Source organism: Sphingopyxis indica (assembly GCF_032879645.1).
Classification (GTDB): Bacteria; Pseudomonadota; Alphaproteobacteria; order Sphingomonadales; family Sphingomonadaceae; genus Sphingopyxis; species Sphingopyxis indica.
On record NZ_CP076394.1, the window covers coordinates 2,802,718 to 2,818,668 of the forward strand.

At 65.9% G+C, this 15,951-nt stretch carries 17 protein-coding genes; 8 read left to right on the plus strand and 9 right to left on the minus strand.

Annotated elements, in window-relative coordinates:
- Positions 1 to 97 precede the first annotated feature (97 nt).
- Positions 98 to 1,387, plus strand: a complete 1,290-nt coding sequence (locus KNJ79_RS13330; RefSeq protein WP_089214829.1) for an adenylosuccinate synthase — start codon at positions 98 to 100, stop codon at positions 1,385 to 1,387.
- Positions 1,388 to 1,531: 144 nt separating this feature from the next.
- Positions 1,532 to 2,122 (plus strand): NADPH-dependent FMN reductase, encoded by a 591-nt coding sequence (locus KNJ79_RS13335; RefSeq protein WP_317151435.1) that lies wholly within the window; start codon positions 1,532 to 1,534, stop codon positions 2,120 to 2,122.
- Between the two features lie 157 nt (positions 2,123 to 2,279).
- Here KNJ79_RS13335 and KNJ79_RS13340 read toward each other — a convergent pair whose 3' ends face one another.
- The 3 genes from KNJ79_RS13340 to KNJ79_RS13350 all read right to left on the minus strand — a co-directional run bounded on the left by KNJ79_RS13340 (position 2,280) and on the right by KNJ79_RS13350 (position 5,420).
- Entirely contained in the window at positions 2,280 to 3,593 is a 1,314-nt protein-coding gene (locus tag KNJ79_RS13340) for a spinster family MFS transporter (RefSeq protein ID WP_317151436.1), read from the minus strand.
- 144 nt (positions 3,594 to 3,737) lie between these two features.
- Positions 3,738 to 4,148: a DUF2721 domain-containing protein gene (locus tag KNJ79_RS13345; RefSeq protein WP_317151437.1), complete on the minus strand. Its 411-nt coding sequence runs from the start codon at positions 4,146 to 4,148 to the stop codon at positions 3,738 to 3,740.
- 51 nt (positions 4,149 to 4,199) lie between these two features.
- Entirely contained in the window at positions 4,200 to 5,420 is a 1,221-nt protein-coding gene (locus tag KNJ79_RS13350; protein ID WP_089214833.1) for an LL-diaminopimelate aminotransferase, read from the minus strand.
- Between the two features lie 116 nt (positions 5,421 to 5,536).
- Between KNJ79_RS13350 and KNJ79_RS13355 the strand changes: the two genes are divergently transcribed.
- Positions 5,537 to 7,333, plus strand: a complete 1,797-nt coding sequence (locus KNJ79_RS13355) for a PHA/PHB synthase family protein (protein ID WP_317151438.1) — start codon at positions 5,537 to 5,539, stop codon at positions 7,331 to 7,333.
- Here KNJ79_RS13355 and KNJ79_RS13360 read toward each other — a convergent pair.
- Entirely contained in the window at positions 7,315 to 7,758 is a 444-nt protein-coding gene (locus KNJ79_RS13360; RefSeq protein WP_317151439.1) for a hypothetical protein, read from the minus strand. The genes KNJ79_RS13355 and KNJ79_RS13360 overlap by 19 nt on opposite strands.
- Here KNJ79_RS13360 and KNJ79_RS13365 point away from each other — a divergent pair.
- On the plus strand, positions 7,757 to 8,203 hold the full coding sequence (locus KNJ79_RS13365; protein WP_245836534.1) for a phasin family protein: 447 nt from the start codon (positions 7,757 to 7,759) through the stop codon (positions 8,201 to 8,203). The genes KNJ79_RS13360 and KNJ79_RS13365 overlap by 2 nt on opposite strands.
- Positions 8,204 to 8,426: 223 nt before the next feature.
- A complete protein-coding gene (gene clpS, locus KNJ79_RS13370; RefSeq protein ID WP_245836567.1) occupies positions 8,427 to 8,753 on the plus strand; it encodes an ATP-dependent Clp protease adapter ClpS in 327 nt (108 codons plus the stop codon).
- 1 nt (position 8,754) lies between these two features.
- Here clpS and KNJ79_RS13375 read toward each other — a convergent pair whose 3' ends face one another.
- Positions 8,755 to 9,246 carry a winged helix-turn-helix transcriptional regulator gene (locus KNJ79_RS13375; protein ID WP_317151440.1) on the minus strand — a complete coding sequence of 164 codons (492 nt, stop codon included), beginning with the start codon at positions 9,244 to 9,246 and terminating at the stop codon, positions 8,755 to 8,757.
- A gap of 108 nt (positions 9,247 to 9,354) precedes the next feature.
- Between KNJ79_RS13375 and KNJ79_RS13380 the strand changes: the two genes are divergently transcribed.
- The 3 genes from KNJ79_RS13380 (at position 9,355) to murA (ending at position 12,252) form a co-directional block, all read left to right on the plus strand.
- A complete protein-coding gene (locus KNJ79_RS13380) occupies positions 9,355 to 10,086 on the plus strand; it encodes an SDR family oxidoreductase (RefSeq protein WP_317151441.1) in 732 nt (243 codons plus the stop codon).
- Positions 10,080 to 10,685, plus strand: a complete 606-nt coding sequence (locus KNJ79_RS13385; RefSeq protein WP_317151442.1) for a 2-hydroxychromene-2-carboxylate isomerase — start codon at positions 10,080 to 10,082, stop codon at positions 10,683 to 10,685. Before KNJ79_RS13380 ends, KNJ79_RS13385 begins: the two co-directional genes overlap by 7 nt.
- 283 nt (positions 10,686 to 10,968) lie before the next feature.
- On the plus strand, positions 10,969 to 12,252 hold the full coding sequence (murA, locus tag KNJ79_RS13390; RefSeq protein ID WP_317151443.1) for a UDP-N-acetylglucosamine 1-carboxyvinyltransferase: 1,284 nt from the start codon (positions 10,969 to 10,971) through the stop codon (positions 12,250 to 12,252).
- Here the strand turns inward: murA and KNJ79_RS13395 are convergent.
- From KNJ79_RS13395 to KNJ79_RS13410, 4 genes are all read right to left on the minus strand, one after another.
- On the minus strand, positions 12,239 to 13,525 hold the full coding sequence (locus KNJ79_RS13395; RefSeq protein WP_317151444.1) for an alpha/beta hydrolase family protein: 1,287 nt from the start codon (positions 13,523 to 13,525) through the stop codon (positions 12,239 to 12,241). The two genes, murA and KNJ79_RS13395, sit on opposite strands and share 14 nt — an antisense overlap.
- A gap of 46 nt (positions 13,526 to 13,571) precedes the next feature.
- A complete protein-coding gene (locus KNJ79_RS13400) occupies positions 13,572 to 14,531 on the minus strand; it encodes a DMT family transporter (RefSeq protein ID WP_317151445.1) in 960 nt (319 codons plus the stop codon).
- Entirely contained in the window at positions 14,528 to 15,538 is a 1,011-nt protein-coding gene (locus KNJ79_RS13405) for a threonine aldolase family protein (RefSeq protein WP_317151446.1), read from the minus strand. The genes KNJ79_RS13400 and KNJ79_RS13405 overlap by 4 nt, the downstream gene beginning before the upstream one ends.
- Before the next feature lie 67 nt (positions 15,539 to 15,605).
- Positions 15,606 to 15,788 (minus strand): hypothetical protein, encoded by a 183-nt coding sequence (locus KNJ79_RS13410; RefSeq protein ID WP_141133913.1) that lies wholly within the window; start codon positions 15,786 to 15,788, stop codon positions 15,606 to 15,608.
- Between the last annotated feature and the right edge of the window lie 163 nt (positions 15,789 to 15,951).

The window sequence follows — 15,951 nt, forward strand, 5'->3', positions numbered from 1 at the left end:
AGTCGCGCTGCGCGCCCTTGTATCCGCGGCCAAATCCGCTAAGGCCGCGCCGGGCCGGCGCTGGTCGTTTCGTGGCCCGAATCTGCAGGACAGCATCATGGCAAATGTTACCGTCATCGGGTCGCAATGGGGCGACGAGGGCAAGGGCAAGATCGTCGACTGGCTGGCCAGCCGCGCCGACGCCGTGGTCCGCTTCCAGGGCGGGCACAACGCCGGCCATACGCTCGTCGTCGGCAACCAGACCTACAAGCTGTCGCTGCTCCCGTCGGGCATCGTCACCGGCACGCTGTCGATCATCGGCAATGGCGTCGTGCTCGATCCCTGGGCGCTCAAGGACGAGATCGCCAAGCTGCGCGGCCAGGGCGTGACGATCAGCCCCGACAATTTCGCGATCGCCGACAATTGCGCGCTGATCCTGCCCTTTCACCGCGACCTCGACGCGCTGCGCGAGACCGCGGCGGGCGCGGGCAAGATCGGCACCACCGGGCGCGGCATCGGTCCCGCCTATGAGGACAAGGTCGGCCGCCGCGCGATCCGCGTCTGCGACCTCGCGCATCTCGATCATCTCGAGCCGCAGCTCGACCGCCTGACCGCGCATCACGACGCGCTGCGCGCCGGCTTCGGCGAGCCGCCGATCGACCGCGAGCAACTGGTCGCCGAGCTGCGCGAAATCGCCGACTTCGTGCTCGAATATGCGCAGCCGGTGTGGAAGCGGCTGAAGAAGGTCCGCAAGGCGGGCGCCCGCATATTGTTCGAGGGCGCGCAGGGCGTGCTGCTCGACATCGACCATGGCACCTATCCCTTCGTCACCAGCTCGAACACGGTGAGCGGCACGGCGGCGTCGGGATCGGGCCTCGGCCCGTCGGCGGTCGGCTTCGTGCTCGGCATCGCCAAGGCCTATACGACGCGCGTCGGCAGCGGCCCCTTCCCCACCGAGCTTGAGGACGAAACGGGGCAGCGGCTCGGCGAGCGTGGGCACGAATTCGGCACCGTCACCGGGCGCAAGCGCCGCTGCGGCTGGTTCGACGCGGTGCTGGTGCGGCAGAGCTGCGCGGTCGCGGGGGTGACGGGCATCGCGCTCACCAAGCTCGACGTGCTCGACGGCTTCGAAAAGGTCCGCATCTGCACCGGCTACCGGCTGCGCGGCAAGATCCTCGACTATTTCCCGAGCCACGCCGCCGATCAGGCCGCGGTCGAGCCGATCTATGAGGAAATGGACGGCTGGAGCGAATCGACCGCGGGCGCGCGCAGCTATGCCGACCTGCCCGCGCAGGCGATCAAATATATCCAGCGCGTGCAGGAACTGATCGAGACGCCGATCGCGCTCGTGTCGACGAGCCCCGAGCGCGAGGACACGATCCTGATCCGCGACCCGTTCAGCGATTGACGTCAATAACATCGTCATTGCGAGCGCAGCGAAGCAATCCGGAGCCTGCGTAGAACGCCCTGGATTGCTTCGCTGCGCTCGTAATGATGGACAGGGCGGCTACCGCCCTTTCCAATTGCCGTCGGCCATGGCACCACTGCCGCCATGACCCGCTCGATCCTCATCCTCTATGGAAGCTATCGCCGCGACCGGCAGGGCATCAAGCTCGCGCGCTGGCTGGTCGACGCCATCAACGACCGCGGCGACCGCGCCGAGCTGATCGACGCCAGGGCGGTCGATCTGCCGATGCTCGACCGGATGTACAAGGAATATCCGAAGGGCGAGGCGCCGCCGGCGATGGAGGAACTGGCCGGCAAGATCCGCGACGCCGACGGCTTTCTATTCGTCACCGGCGAGTATAATTGGGGACCGCAGCCTGGCCTCAAGAATCTGACCGACCATTTCCTCGAGGAATGGTTCTGGCGCCCCGCGGCGATCGCCTGTTACTCGGCCGGTCCGTGGTCGGGAGTGCGCGCGATGATGGGCTGGCGCGACATACTCGGCGAAATGGGGATGGCGGTCACCTCGTCGATCCTCCCGGTCGGGCGGATCGGCGGCGCGTTCGACGCCGACGGCCGGCCGGCGGGCGAGGATGGCGCGCGGCTGGAAAAGGCCTTCCCGCGCTTTGCCGATGATCTGGGTTGGTGGATCGACGCGGCGAAGGCGCAGCGGGCCAGGCAGGCGCCGCCCTATTAGACCATCGCTCCATAAATCTGCACCGTTTCCCCGAGCGGAGACGAGGGGCCATGCCGAGCGAAGTCGAGGCTGCGACGGTACGGTTCTCGCTTCGCTCGAAAATGCCCCTCGTCTTCGCTCGGGGAGACGGAGTGATTCCGATTCCCTGCGATTGGCCCTATCCCGATTTGAGTTCGCTGCCGAGCCGCAGGCTCGCGCGCCAGAAGAAGAAGGCCGGGATCAGCCCCAGCCATCCCGCGCCATAGAGCACATAGCGCACGCTTTCCTCGCCATAGGCCGGCGCGAGCGCGTCCGACAGCACGCCGAACAGGAACGGCCCGAAGCCGAGCCCGATCAGATTCTGCCCGAACAGCATGATCGACGCGGCGACCGCGCGCGCCTGCGGCCGCACCAGCCCCTGCACGCAGGCATAGGCGGGGCCGTAATAGGCCGAGTTCAGGATCGTCGGCAGGACCAGCATGGCGACCGCGACGCGCCAGTCCTCCATGGCATAGCCCAGGAAGAGGATCGGCGCGCCGATCGCCATGCCGAAGGCCGGGAGCGAGAGAATGTGGCGCTTGTCGCGCTTGCCGAAGATGTCCGCGCACTTGCCGCCGAGCCAGGTTCCGAACACGCCGGCAAGCCCGAGGACGATCGCCATCGACAGCCCCGCCTCGGTCGTCGAGAGGCCGTGGCTGCGGATGAAGAAGCTGATCGTCCAAAGCGCCTTGCCATAGCCGAGGAAGGCGGTGACCGACGCCGCGATCAATATATAGACGAACGCGCGCGAGGCGAAGATTTCCTTGAACGCGGCGCGCGCGCCCAATTGCGGGGGCCGCGCCGCGACCGCGCCCTCGATGGCGTGGCGATGGCGCGGCTCGCGCATGAAGAACAGCACCGCGAGCGCCAGCAGCAGCCCCGGCGCCCCGACGAGCATCAGCGCTATGCGCCAGCCATAAAGGTCGTTGACCACGCCGCCGAGGATCAGCCCGAGGAGCGAACCGATCGGCACGCCGAGGCCGTAAAAGGCGATCGCCGACGAGCGCTTTTCGGCGGGCACGCTGTCGGTGATCAGCGAGTGGGCGGCAGGCGTGCAACCCGCCTCGCCGACCCCGACGCCGATGCGCGCAAAGAGCAATTGCACGAAATTCTGCGCGAGCCCGCACACCGCGGTCATCGCCGACCAGATGGCGAGCGCTCCGGCGATCAGGCGGACGCGGTTGGTGCCCTCCTTGTCGGCATAACGCGCGATCGGAATGCCGAGCAGCGCATAGAAGACCGCAAAGGCCGGTCCGGCGAGCAGGCCGAGTTCGGTGTCGCTGAGCTTCAGGCTGTCCTTGATCGGTTCGGCGAGGATGTTGACGATCTGCCGGTCGAGGAAATTGAAGATATAGACGATCAGCAGGATCCACAGCATCACGCGCGTCTGGGCTTTGACACTGTCGGCTGAGGGTGGAGCGACCCCCGCGGCAAGGGCAGGTTTTCCGTTCATTTTTCTCTCCCGGGCAACGAAGGTGCAGAGCCAGGGAGAGGCTGTCAACGCCGTTGCGGCGCCCCGAAAACCGCCGCGTGCGATTGCCGCTACGGCTGCCGCGGCAAATCCGGCGCAAAAATTTTCGCCCGGCGCGGCGGTCGCCTATTCATGCTCGAGAAATTCGGTGGGCACCTTGATCGCGTGGGTCGCCAGCCGGACCTCATAGAGGAACAGGCCGAGCGAGAGCAGCAGGAAGAGCATCGCGAGGACGAACACGCCCGAAATCGCCAGCCCGATGTGTAGTCCGGCCGCATATTGCAGGAAGAGCAGCGACACGAGGACGCACACGACGAGCCCGCCGCAGACCGCGCAGAGGATCGCATTGTTGATGACGCGCATCCGCTTCACGAGCAGGCGCAGCTCGTCGACGAGCCGCGCATGTTCGATGCCGCTCGTCGCGCCGTGCCGTTCGGACAGCTTGCGCGAGCGGTCGATCACGCGCGCCAGCCGGCCGGTGAAGACGTTGAGCAGATTGCCCATCGCGACCAGCAGGAACACCGGCGCGACGGACAATTGGATCGTCTGGGCGATCGTCGGCGCCCCGTCGAGGATGGAAGTCAGCGCCTAGCTCCCGCTACCGGCGGCGACCGAGGGTGTGTTGACGCCGTGCATCGACAGGAATTTGCGGATGTTGCGCGCCGCCTGGCGGATGCGCTGCTCATTCTCGACCATCGCGATGCGGACGAAGCCCTCGCCGTCCTCGCCATAGCCGACCCCCGGCGCAACCGCGACCTTGGCATGGGTCAGAAGCTGCTTCGAAAATTCGAGGCTGCCCATGTCCTTGAGCGCAGGCGGCAGCGGCGCCCAGGCGAACATCGAGGCGGGCGGACTCGGGATATCCCAGCCGGCGCGCGCGAAACTTTCGACCATCACGTCGCGGCGCTTCTGATAAAGCTCGCGGTTCTTCGCGACGATGTCCTGCGGCCCGTTGAGCGCCGCACACGCCGCCGCCTGGATCGGGGTGAAGGCGCCGTAATCGAGATAGGATTTGACGCGCGTCATCGCGGCGATCAGCCTTTTGTTGCCGACCGCAAAGCCCATGCGCCAGCCCGCCATCGAATAGGTCTTCGACATCGAGGTGAACTCGATCGCGACATCCTTCGCGCCCGGCACCTGCAGGATCGAGGGGGTCGGATTGCCGTCGTAATAAAGCTCCGAATAGGCGAGGTCCGAAAGCACCCAGACCTTATTCTCCTTCGCCCAGGCGACGAGCCGTTCGTAGAAGGCAAGATCGACCGCCTCGGCGGTCGGGTTCGACGGATAGTTGACCACCAGGATCGACGGGCGCGGCACGGTGAACGCCATCGCGCGGTCGAGCGCACGCCAGTAATTCTCGTCGGGCGTCGTCGGCACGCTGCGGATCGTCGCCCCGGCGATGATGAAGCCGAAGGTGTGGATCGGATAGCTGGGGTTCGGCGCGAGCACGACGTCGCCGGGGCCGGTGATCGCGGTCGCGAGGCTCGCGAGCCCTTCCTTCGACCCCATGGTCACCACGACCTCGCTTTCGGGGTCGAGCTCGACGTTGAAGCGGCGCGCGTAATAGTTCGCCTGCGCGCGGCGGAGGCCCGGAATGCCCTTCGACTGCGAATAGCCGTGCGCATCGGGCTTTTGCGCGACCTCGCACAGCTTGTCGATCACATGCTGCGGCGGCGGCAGGTCGGGGTTGCCCATCCCCAGGTCGATGATGTCCTCGCCCGCGGCTCGCGCGGCCGCTCGCATCGCATTCACTTCGGCGATGACATAGGGCGGCAGGCGCTTGATGCGGTAGAATTCATCGTCGGACATGGGAAACTAGAACAACTCCTTTTCGTTAGGTAATAAAATGTCGCGAACGGCGCCTCGCCAGCCACGACGTGACTTGTTATACGCAACAGACGAGAGGCTTACCAGCGGGAACCAGCATGAGCGAGCGAGGCCAGGACGGAACGGACGAAGCCGGCAACACACCGAACCCCTTCATGCCCGCACCCGAGGATTTGCAGCACTGGACCAGCGTGATGGCGCGCGCTCAGGCGATGATGCTCGAATATGCGCTGGGGCAGGCGGACGAGGAAAAGGACGCCCAGCCGCTGTTCGACCCGTCGAAGTGGCTCGGCAGCGACGGCGCGCAAATCTGGGCCGAACAATCGGCGAAGATGTGGGAACAGGGCGCGCGCTTCTGGTCTTCGCTCGCGGCGCTCACTCCCGGCCTCACCCCCGGCCTCACCCCCGGCACCGCCGCCGAAGCCCCCAGGGACCGGCGCTTCTCCGATCCCGACTGGACGCAGAACCCCGCCTTTGCGCTGATCCGCCAGACCTATGGCCTGCTCTCCGATCAACTGCTCGAAACCGCGCGCCAGCTGCCCGGGCTCGACGCCGAAGCGCGCGCGAAGATGGAGTTCGCCGCGCGCTCGATGGCCGAGGCGCTGTCGCCGACCAACCTTGCCGTCACCAACCCCGAAGTGATCAAGCGCGCGATCGAGACGCGCGGCGAAAGCCTGCTCAAAGGGCTGAAGCACATGCTCGCCGACCTCGCGCGCGGGCAGTTGAGCCATGTCGACAGGGATGCGTTCGAGCTCGGCGTGAACATCGCGACGACGCCGGGCAAGGTCATCCACGAAACCGGCCTCTATCAGCTCATCCATTATGCGCCGACGACGAAAGAGGTGCTGACCGTCCCGCTCGTCATCTTTCCGCCGTGGATCAACCGCTTCTACATCCTCGACCTCAATCCGGCGAAAAGTTTCGTCAAATGGGCGGTCGAGCAGGGATTGTCGGTGTTCATGGTCTCGTGGAAATCGGCCGACGAGACGATGGGCGACGTCGTGTGGGACGATTATGTCGCGGCCGAGGTCGACGCGATCGACACGGTTCGCGAGTTGCTCGACGTGCCGCACGTCCATACGATCGGCTATTGCGTCGCGGGCACCACGCTTGCGGCGACGCTCGCGATGCTCGCCGCAAAGGGCGAAGCCGACAAGGTGAAGTCGGCGACCTTCTTTACCGCACAGGTCGATTTCGAGCGGGCGGGCGACCTCAAGCTGTTCGTCGACGAAAGCTATCTGGCGCTGCTTCAGCAATTGTCGTCGCAAGGCTTTCTCGACGGCCGCTACATGGCCGCGACCTTCAACGCGCTGCGCGGACGCGACCTCATCTGGAACTATGTCGTCAGCAATTATCTGCTCGGCAACGACTATCCGCCCTTCGACCTGCTCTATTGGAACGGCGACGTCACCAATCTGCCGGCGAAATGGCACCGCCAATATCTGGTCGACCTTTATCGCGACAACCGGCTGGTGATCCCGAACAGCCTGTCGGTGCTGGGCACGCCGATCGACCTCAGAAAGATCCGCACCCCCGCCTATATCCAGGCCGGGCGCGAAGATCATATCGCGCCGCTCGCGAGCGTCTGGCGGATGATGGATCATCTGTCCGGCCCCCGGACTTTCCTGCTTGCAGGTTCGGGACATATCGCCGGCGTGGTTAATCCGCCCGCGGCGGGCAAATATCAATATTGGACCGGCGACAATGCCGCCGGGAGCCTGGAGGAGTTCATCGCCTCGGCAAGCGAGACCAAGGGCAGCTGGTGGCCGCACTGGATCGGCTGGATCGCCGGACAGGATGCCGGAAAACGTCCGGCCAAGGGCGCGCGCGTGCCGGGCAAGGGCGCGAAGAAAGCCATCGAGGACGCCCCCGGCCGCTACGTCAAACAGCGGTAATATCGCTGCCCTATACGGAGGCCGCGCGATTGCGGCTTTCTGACTTTTGTGCGCCGCACAAAAATCTCTTGCAATCCGCGATTCGCTCCTATATTGTGCAGTGCAACATAAAGGAGTTGTCCAATGGCTAGCAAGATGGACAGTGCTGAAAAGGCTTTCGAAGCCGCGACGCTGGAAACGGCCGCCAAGCCGGCGACTCCTGCGGCAACGGCAGCGACCGAAGCCGCCGTTCCGGCCCCCGCGAAGGTCGAAGCGCCAAAGACCCCGACCGTGAAGGCAAAAGCCAAGCCGGTCCAAAAGAAGGCCGCAAAGCCGGCCGCGAAAAAGGCTGCTCCCAAGAAGGCGGCCGCAAAGATCATTGCCCCCAAGCCCACAAAGGCGGCGCCGAAGCCGGCCGCTGCCCCGACCAAAGGATTCAAGACCATGAACGACACCGTCAAGAAGTTCGCTGACGAAGCCAAGACCCGCACCGAAGCGCTGACCGCCGAATTCAACGAAAAGGCGAAGGAAGCGATGGCGAAGAGCAGCAAGCTCGCCGAAGAGGCCGTCGAGTTCAACAAGGCGAACCTCGAAGCGCTTGTCGAATCGGGCAAGATCGCGGCCAAGAACCTCGAAACACTCGGCCAGGAAGGCGTCGCCTTCGCCCGCAAGAGCTTCGAAGACACGACCGCCGCGATGAAGGGCTACACCGCCGTCAAGTCGCCGGCCGAATTCTTCAAGCTCTATGCCGAGAACAGCAAGAAGGCGTTCGACGCCGCGGTTGCGCAGACCTCGAAGACCAGCGAGCTCTTCGTCAAGATGACGAACGACAGCTTTGCGCCGATCTCGAACCGCGTCTCGGTGATCACTTCGAAGATGAAGGCAGCCTGAGGGCCTTCCTCTTTCCCGAACGTCGGCGCGGGCCTCTCTCCCCTCCTCCCCGCCTGCGCCGACGCTCCCAAGGCCGCCCGCTTCCCCCCGAAGCGGGCGGTTCTTGTTTGCCCGGCACCTGCAAAAGGGGGTTAATGGACCGGCACCCTCTTGCGAATCCCCTTACGCGTGCGATATTCTGTCGATGATGCTTCCCGCTTCGATCCCCTATGCGGTCCGCCTGATGGCGGACAAGGACGAGGATACGCCCGGCGCACCCGGCGTGGGCATTGCGACGCGCACGCGCGCGAAGCCCAAGAAGCCGTCGATGTACAAGGTGCTGCTGCTCAACGACGATTATACGCCGATGGAATTCGTCGTGATGGTCCTCCAGCGTTTCTTCAACATGGACATCGAGCGTGCGACGCAGGTGATGCTGCACGTCCACCAGCAGGGCGTCGGCGTATGCGGCGTGTTCAGCTATGAAGTCGCCGAAACCAAGGTCAATCAGGTGATGGACGCCGCACGGCAGAACCAGCACCCGCTGCAATGCACGCTCGAAAAGGCGTGATCTAGCCCGCCTTCGCCAGCCGCTCGGCATCGAGCGCCGGCGATCTTTGCCCTCGCAAGTCCCCGAAACCGAGTTCGGCCCCGCACCCCGGGCAAACGGTGGCCGTGCCGACGTCGGCCCCGCACGCCTTGTGGATATAGCCGATCGCATAGTCGGCTCCGGTCTCGCCCGGCGCATAAACCCAACGCTCGGCCCAGCCGCGCAGCGCATAGAGGACGCCGAACAGATCCTTGCCTTTGTCGGTCAGCCGATAGTCGTAACGCGGCGGGCGCGGCTGATATTCGTGGCGCGTGACGACGCCCTCCGCCACCAGCCGCTTGAGCCGCGCCGAGACGAGTTGCGGCCCCAGCCCGGTATTCGCGGCGATCGCCTCGAACCGCCGGACGCCGAAGAACAGCTCGCGCAGGATCAGCAGCACCGCGCGGTCGCCGAGCAGTTCGGCGGCACGCCCGACGGGACAAAAGGTTTTCGACAGATCGGTGCGTCGGGGCATCTGTGCTCCTTGCCGTGGCGGGACGTCGCGGACATTTTCATCTCGCGGAAAAATCGCTTGCAACTATGATTATCATATCTACTCTTGGCGGCCAAGAGGAGAGTCGCGATGCCCAACCCCGCAGCCGTCATTATCGGAGCCGGCGATGCCACCGGCGGCGCGATCGCCCGCGCCTTTGCCGCCGAGGGGCTGACCGCGTGCGTCAACCGCCGCGAGCGCAATGCCGACGCGCTCGAAGCGCTCGCCGCGTCGATCCGCGAGGCGGGACATGACGCGCGCGCCTTTCCGGCCGACGCACGCAGCGAAGAGGCGATGATCGGCCTCTTCGAGCGCGTCGAGGCCGAGGTCGGGCCGGTCGAGGTCGCGGTGTTCAACATCGGCGCCAATGTGAACTTTCCGATCGCCGAAACCACGCTGCGCGTTTACACAAAGGTCTGGGAAATGGCCTGCCTCGGCGGTTTCCTGATGGGGCGCGAAGCCGCGAAGCGCATGGCCTCGCGCGGCCGCGGCTCGATCCTCTTCACCGGCGCGACGGCCAGCTTGCGCGGCGGTTCGGGCTACGCGGCCTTCTCGGGCGCCAAGGCGGCGCTGCGGATGCTCGCCCAGTCGATGGCACGCGAACTGGGGCCGCAGGGCATCCATGTCGCGCATGTCGTGATCGACGGCGCGATCGACACCGACTTCATCAAGGGCCGCCATCCCGATTTCGACAATGCGAAAGCGCAGGATCTGATCCTCAGCCCGCACGCGATCGCCGCCAATTATGTGATGCTCCACAAGCAGCAGAAAAGCGCCTGGACGCACGAACTCGACCTGCGCCCCTGGGGAGAAAAATGGTGACCAAAAGCCTCGAATTCATCTTCGATTTCGGCAGCCCCAACGCCTATCTGGCAATGAAGGCGCTGCCCGACCTGCTCGAGCGCACCGGCGCCGATCTCGTCATCACCCCCTGCCTGCTCGGCGGCATTTTCAAGGCGACGGGCAACAAGGCGCCGATGCTGCAATTTTCCGGCGTGCCGGCGAAGCTCGCCTATGAAAATCTCGAGATGCGGCGTTTCATCGAGCGGCACGGGCTGATCCGCTTCCGGCTCAACCCGCATTTTCCGGTCAATACGCTGCTGATCATGCGCGGCGCGATCGTCGCCGAAGACGAAGGCCTGCTCGACGACTATGTTGACGCCGTCAACAGGGCGATGTGGGAGGAGGGCCTGAAGATGGACGATCCCGAGGTTGCCACGGCTTTCCTCTCGGAAAGCGGCTTCGACGGCCCCGCCCTCCTCGCCCGCACGCAGGAACCCGCGATCAAGGCCAGGCTCGCCGCCAATACCGAGGCCGCGGTCGCGCGCGGCGTGTTCGGCATCCCGACTTTCTTCGTCGGCGAGGCGATGTTCTTCGGCAAGGAGCGGCTGGGCCAGGTCGAAGAGGCCTTGCTCGGTTGAGAATATGCCGGGACGAGGTCGGCTTTGGGGTGGGGAGCGGCCGGTCCTCCCCCTTGGGGGAGGGGGACCACCCGCAGGGTGGTGGAGGGGCACAGGCGGTTTGCCTTTCCCTCTTTGAACGCAGCGTAAACCGAGGGTGCCCCTCCACCATGCTTCGCATGGTCCCCCTCCCCGTGCCGGGGAGGACCCTTATGACCGCAATCGGTCACCACCGGACATCGCCTTGAGCACCGCAATCACCGCCCCCGCTTGCACGTCCGCGCGCATCGGCTAAAGACGCCCGATGGATCAGATCGTCATTCGCGGCGGCCAGCGACTCAAGGGCCGAATCCCCATCTCGGGTGCCAAGAACGCCGCGCTCACCCTGTTGCCGTGCGCGCTGCTCACCGACGAGCCGCTGACCTTGCGCAACCTGCCGCGGCTCGCCGACGTCGACGGCTTCGGCCATCTGCTCAACCAGCTCGGCTGCTCGACGACGATCGAGGGGTCGCGGCCCGAGGATTTCGGGCGGGTGATGACCGCACGCGCGACGACGCTCACCTCGACCGTTGCCCCCTATGACATCGTGCGCAAGATGCGCGCGTCGATCCTCGTCCTCGGCCCGCTGCTCGCGCGTGCGGGCGAAGCGACGGTGTCGTTGCCCGGCGGCTGCGCGATCGGGAACCGCCCGATCGACCTGCACCTGAAGGCGCTCGAGGCCTTCGGTGCCGAGATCGAGCTTGCCTCGGGCTATGTGAAGGCGAGCGCGCCCGGCGGGCGGCTCGCGGGCGGAAAATTCACCTTCCCCGTCGTTTCGGTCGGCGCGACCGAAAATGCGGTGATGGCGGCGGTGCTCGCCAAGGGGACGTGCGTGCTCGAAAATGCCGCGCGCGAGCCCGAGATCGTCGACCTGTGCAACTGCCTCGTCGCGATGGGCGCGCAGATCGACGGCATCGGCACCGAGACGCTGACGATCGAGGGCGTCGACCGGCTGCACGGCGCGACCTATCGCGTCATGGCCGATCGCATCGAGGCGGGCAGCTATGCCTGCGCCGCGGTCATCACCGGGGGCGACGTCGAACTCGTCGGCGCCAAGGCGAGCGAGATGGAAGCGACGCTCGCCGCGCTGCGCGAGGCCGGCGCGACGGTCGAAGAGGTCAAGGGCGGCATCCGCGTCGCCATGTCGGGCCGCGCCGGACCCGTCACCTTGTCGACCGCGCCCTATCCGGGCTTCGCGACCGACATGCAGGCGCAGTTCATGGCGATGGCGACGCTCGGCACCGGCGCGTCGCTGTTCACCGAAACCATCTTCGAAAACCGCTATATGCACGTCCCGGAGCTTGCGCGCATGGGCTGCGACATTCAGGTCAAGGGCCGCACCGCGATCGTTCGCGGCGTCGATCATCTGATCGGCGCGCCGGTGATGGCGACCGACCTGCGCGCCTCGATGAGCCTCATCATCGCCGGGCTCGCGGCCGAGGGCGAGACGCAGGTCAACCGCGTCTATCACCTCGATCGCGGCTACGAACGGCTCGAAGAAAAGCTGCAGGCGGTCGGCGCCGACATCGAGCGGATCAGCGCGGGCTGACCTTCGCGGTCAGATGCTCGGCGCGGCCGTAGCGGCCCGCGACATCGCCCTTCATCCAGTCGCCGAGCAGCTTCAGATAGCCGTCGGTGATGCGCGTGATGTGCCGCTCGCCAGCCGCATCGGTGGTGAATTCGACCATGCCATGGTCGGTCTGGGGGAAGAGATAGACATCGACCGGCCGCCCCGCGGCGGCAAGATCGGTCAGCGCGCCGCGCGTCGTCTCGATCGGCGCTTCGCGGTCCTCACCGGCGAGCACCCACAGCAGCGGGCTCTCCAGCTTTTTCAAGGCCGCGACCGCGTCATAGTCCCAGATCAGCTCCAGATTGTCGAAACGCGCGCGGCCGATGCGCCGCAGCGTCGCATCGTCCATCCGCATCATCGCGCCGCTATATTCGCCCTCGATCGCCTTCGCCCATGGCTGGCCGGCGAGCGCCGCGCGCGCCGCGTCGAGCTCGGCATAGCCTTCGGTGAAATTCGACAGCAGCAGCTTTGCCGTCGCCTGCGACAGCCGGTTGACCTTTGCCTCGGCATCGGCGCCGAGCCCCGCGGCGCGAACCTCCGACACCAGCTGCTCGCGATCTTCCTCGATCGGCGAGGCGACGAGCCCGAAGCCGACCGCAACGAAATCGGCGGGCGTCAAGGTCGCGGCGAGCGGGGCGACCCAGCCGCCCTGGCTGCCGCCAAAGAAGCCCGCGCGCCCGAACCGGCCCTGCGCCATCGTCCGCGCCTGCCCGAGCGCCGCCGCGGCATCGCTCGCCAGCAGCTCGAAATTCTGCGTATATTCGCCCTCCGACGATCCGGTTCCGCGCTTGTCATAAACGAAGACCGTCAGCCCCTGCGCCGCCATCGCATAGCCATAGATGCCCCCGATCGGCGAGCTTCGCTCCGACCCGTGCACCATCACGACCAGCGGCCGCTTCGGACCGGCATCGACGGGTTCGATCAGCACGCCGGCCAGTTCGGTGCCCGCGCTGTCGAAGGTCGCGGGAGTTTCGCGAAAGGCGATCCGCGTCCATTGTTTTGCCGCCGTGCCCTCACCGACCCGCATTCCCTCGCCGGTGCAATGGACCGGCGAGCCGGCGTCGCCCGTAGCGCCGCGCCGCCCGTCGCGGAACAGGTAGCGCAGCCCGCCGGCGGGGTTCAGCGTCGATTTGGCGAGCGCGACGAAATCGCCATCGGAACCGCGATAGGCGCCGGCCTGACAGGCCTCCTCGGCAAATGCGGGGTGCGCGGTGGCCGCGAACAGTGCGAGCGCGAATAATTTCCTTATCATATCTGTGACTCGAGCCTCTTCTTTGAACCAGGCAAAGGCCGTTCGATCAACCGTCGGATTCGACCGGCAAAGAGACCATATTGCCGCTGACCGACGGCTTCTCGGGCCGCTTCGCCACCGCTATCACCAGTCCGACGAGCGCCACCGCGCCGCCCGCGATCGACAGCGGCGCCCAATGATAGCCCTCGAAGACGGTCGAAAAGCCCATTGCGATGATCGGGATGAGCACGCTCGACCACGCCGCCTGCCCCGGCCCGACCGCGCGGATCACCCCGAAATAGAGCGGGAAGGTCACCGCGCTTGCGACAACACCCAGATAGAGCACGCCGCCGAGGTAGGAAAAGCGCGTCTCGATCACCGGCGGCCCGGTGGTGATCCACGCGAAGAGCGCATCGCCGAGCGTGCCGAACAGCATCGCCCACGCGATCATCACGATCATCGACTGCGCGCGTGCAAAGGCGGTGCCCTGCATGATATTGGCGGTCGACGCGCAAAGCACGCCGGTCAGCGTCAGCGCGGTCCCGGCGACGACCGCCGCCGGACCGAGTGCCGCGGCGCGATATTCGTGGACGATCATCAGCGCGACGCCGACGATCGCGATCCCCGCCCCGAGCAGGAAGCGCCCGGCGAGCGGCGTCTTGAGCATGGCCCGCCCGAGCAGCGTATTGGGCACGATCAGCAGCGCGAACAACACCGCGACGAGCCCCGAGGTGATATGCTGCTCGGCGCGATAGACGAAGTTGAAGTTGAGCGCGAATTGCGCGATGCCAAGCACCGCGGCAAAGGCAAGCGCGCGCGGTCCGGGCCACAGCCGTTCGCGGCGCAGCAATGCAAAAACGAACATTGCGGCCGCCGCGACGCCGAAGCGATAGGCGACCGACCAGCTCGGCGGCACGATGCCGAGCTGCCCCTTGATGACGATCCACGTCGATCCCCAGATCAGGGTGACGAGTGCGAAGGGAAGGAAGACGCGCGGGCTGAGCAGCGTCGGCGGCGTCTCGCTCATAGCGCCGCGATCGCCGCGGCGAACGGCCCCACGGCGGCGGCGTCCTGATCCCAGCTGACCACCAGGCGAGCCGCGCCCTCGCCCCAGTCATAGAAATCGAAGCCGGCCGCGCGCAACCGTGCGGCTTCGTCGGCGGTCAGGCGCACGAACAGCTCGTTCGCCTCGACCGGATACATCAGCCGTCCCTCGCACGCGCGCGCGAGTTCGGCAGCCCCCGCGTTCGCCGCGCGCGCGTTGGCGAGCCACAGATCGTCCTTCAGCATCGCGCGGATCTGCGCGGCGACGAAGCGCCCCTTGCTGAGCAGATGCCCGCCGCGTTTCTTGAGCTCGCGCACCCCCGAACCGCCGCTGCCGCCGAAAAAGACGATCGCCTCGGCCATCATCGCGCCATTTTTGGTAAAGCCGAACGACAGCGCGTCGACCCCGGCGCGCCAGGTCACGTCGGCGGGCGCGCAGTCCAGAAAGGCGACGGCATTGGCGAAGCGCGCGCCGTCCATGTGCAGCTTCAGCCCTTCGGCCTTCGCCACCTCGCTGATCGCGCCGATCTCCTCGGGGCGCCACGACAGCCCATATTCGGTCGCGTTGGTGATGCTGATCGCCGCGGGTTGCACCTGATGCACATCCTTGCTGATGCCCGCGAGCCGCGTCTTCAGCGCGTCCGCGTCGATCTTTGCGCCGCGTCCCGGCAGCGGCATCAACTTGGCACCGCCCGAATAAAAGGTCGGCGCGCCGCATTCGTCGACCTCGATATGCGCTTCCTCATAGCAGAGGATGCCCTGCCACGGCCGCACGAAATGCGCGAGGATGATGCTGTTCGCCGCGGTCCCGGTCGGGATCCACACGACTTCGCAGGTCGTTTCGAACACTTGCGAAAAGGCCCCGTCGAGCGACTGGCTGAGCGCGTCGCCGTCATAGGCGGTATCGACGTGATTGGCCGCGGCCAGTGCATCCATCACCGCCGGATGAACGGCGGCGGCGTTGTCGGAAAAGAAGCGGGTGGCAGTCATCGGCCGCCCTTAGCGCAGGTCGCGGGGCCGCGCTAATCCTTCATTGCATTTTTGGGAACGGCCGCGCTCAACGCGCAACGCGATAGATCCGGTCACCCCGCGACCGCGAGCGGCGAACAAAATAGCTGCCCGGCAGCAACAATCGCGTATGCACCCCCTGTCGATTCATCAGCTTGCCGATACGTGGGAAAATCAGCGAACAGGGTTGCCAATCATATTCATCAAGACCGGCATTCGAAGGCTCGTCCATGCGTACTATCCCGCTTGGCCGCCGCCCTGCGAGCGACGGGTTCCGTTGGCACATCTCGACCCTGTTGCGGCCAGTCGGGTAGCAAATTTTCCGATTCGCGTCACGCGCCAAATCGCGATGATTCCAGAGCGGAACCTCTATATTCAATATCTTGTCTTGCTCG

Excerpts from the sequence above, each read along its gene's own strand:
- KNJ79_RS13360 (WP_317151439.1), bottom strand. The coding sequence starts at position 7,758 with ATGGTCTTGAATCCTTTGGTCGGGGCAGCGGCCGGCTTCGGCGCCGCC.
- KNJ79_RS13330 (WP_089214829.1), top strand. The coding sequence starts at position 98 with ATGGCAAATGTTACCGTCATCGGGTCGCAATGGGGCGACGAGGGCAAG.
- KNJ79_RS13405 (WP_317151446.1), bottom strand. The coding sequence starts at position 15,538 with ATGACTGCCACCCGCTTCTTTTCCGACAACGCCGCCGCCGTTCATCCG.
- KNJ79_RS13375 (WP_317151440.1), bottom strand. The coding sequence starts at position 9,246 with ATGCCCCGACGCACCGATCTGTCGAAAACCTTTTGTCCCGTCGGGCGT.
- KNJ79_RS13385 (WP_317151442.1), top strand. The coding sequence starts at position 10,080 with ATGGTGACCAAAAGCCTCGAATTCATCTTCGATTTCGGCAGCCCCAAC.
- KNJ79_RS13365 (WP_245836534.1), top strand. The coding sequence starts at position 7,757 with ATGAACGACACCGTCAAGAAGTTCGCTGACGAAGCCAAGACCCGCACC.
- clpS (WP_245836567.1), top strand. The coding sequence starts at position 8,427 with ATGGCGGACAAGGACGAGGATACGCCCGGCGCACCCGGCGTGGGCATT.
- KNJ79_RS13380 (WP_317151441.1), top strand. The coding sequence starts at position 9,355 with ATGCCCAACCCCGCAGCCGTCATTATCGGAGCCGGCGATGCCACCGGC.
- KNJ79_RS13400 (WP_317151445.1), bottom strand. The coding sequence starts at position 14,531 with ATGAGCGAGACGCCGCCGACGCTGCTCAGCCCGCGCGTCTTCCTTCCC.
- KNJ79_RS13410 (WP_141133913.1), bottom strand. The coding sequence starts at position 15,788 with ATGGACGAGCCTTCGAATGCCGGTCTTGATGAATATGATTGGCAACCC.
- KNJ79_RS13350 (WP_089214833.1), bottom strand. The coding sequence starts at position 5,420 with ATGTCCGACGATGAATTCTACCGCATCAAGCGCCTGCCGCCCTATGTC.
- murA (WP_317151443.1), top strand. The coding sequence starts at position 10,969 with ATGGATCAGATCGTCATTCGCGGCGGCCAGCGACTCAAGGGCCGAATC.
- KNJ79_RS13395 (WP_317151444.1), bottom strand. The coding sequence starts at position 13,525 with ATGATAAGGAAATTATTCGCGCTCGCACTGTTCGCGGCCACCGCGCAC.
- KNJ79_RS13355 (WP_317151438.1), top strand. The coding sequence starts at position 5,537 with ATGAGCGAGCGAGGCCAGGACGGAACGGACGAAGCCGGCAACACACCG.
- KNJ79_RS13340 (WP_317151436.1), bottom strand. The coding sequence starts at position 3,593 with ATGAACGGAAAACCTGCCCTTGCCGCGGGGGTCGCTCCACCCTCAGCC.
- KNJ79_RS13335 (WP_317151435.1), top strand. The coding sequence starts at position 1,532 with ATGACCCGCTCGATCCTCATCCTCTATGGAAGCTATCGCCGCGACCGG.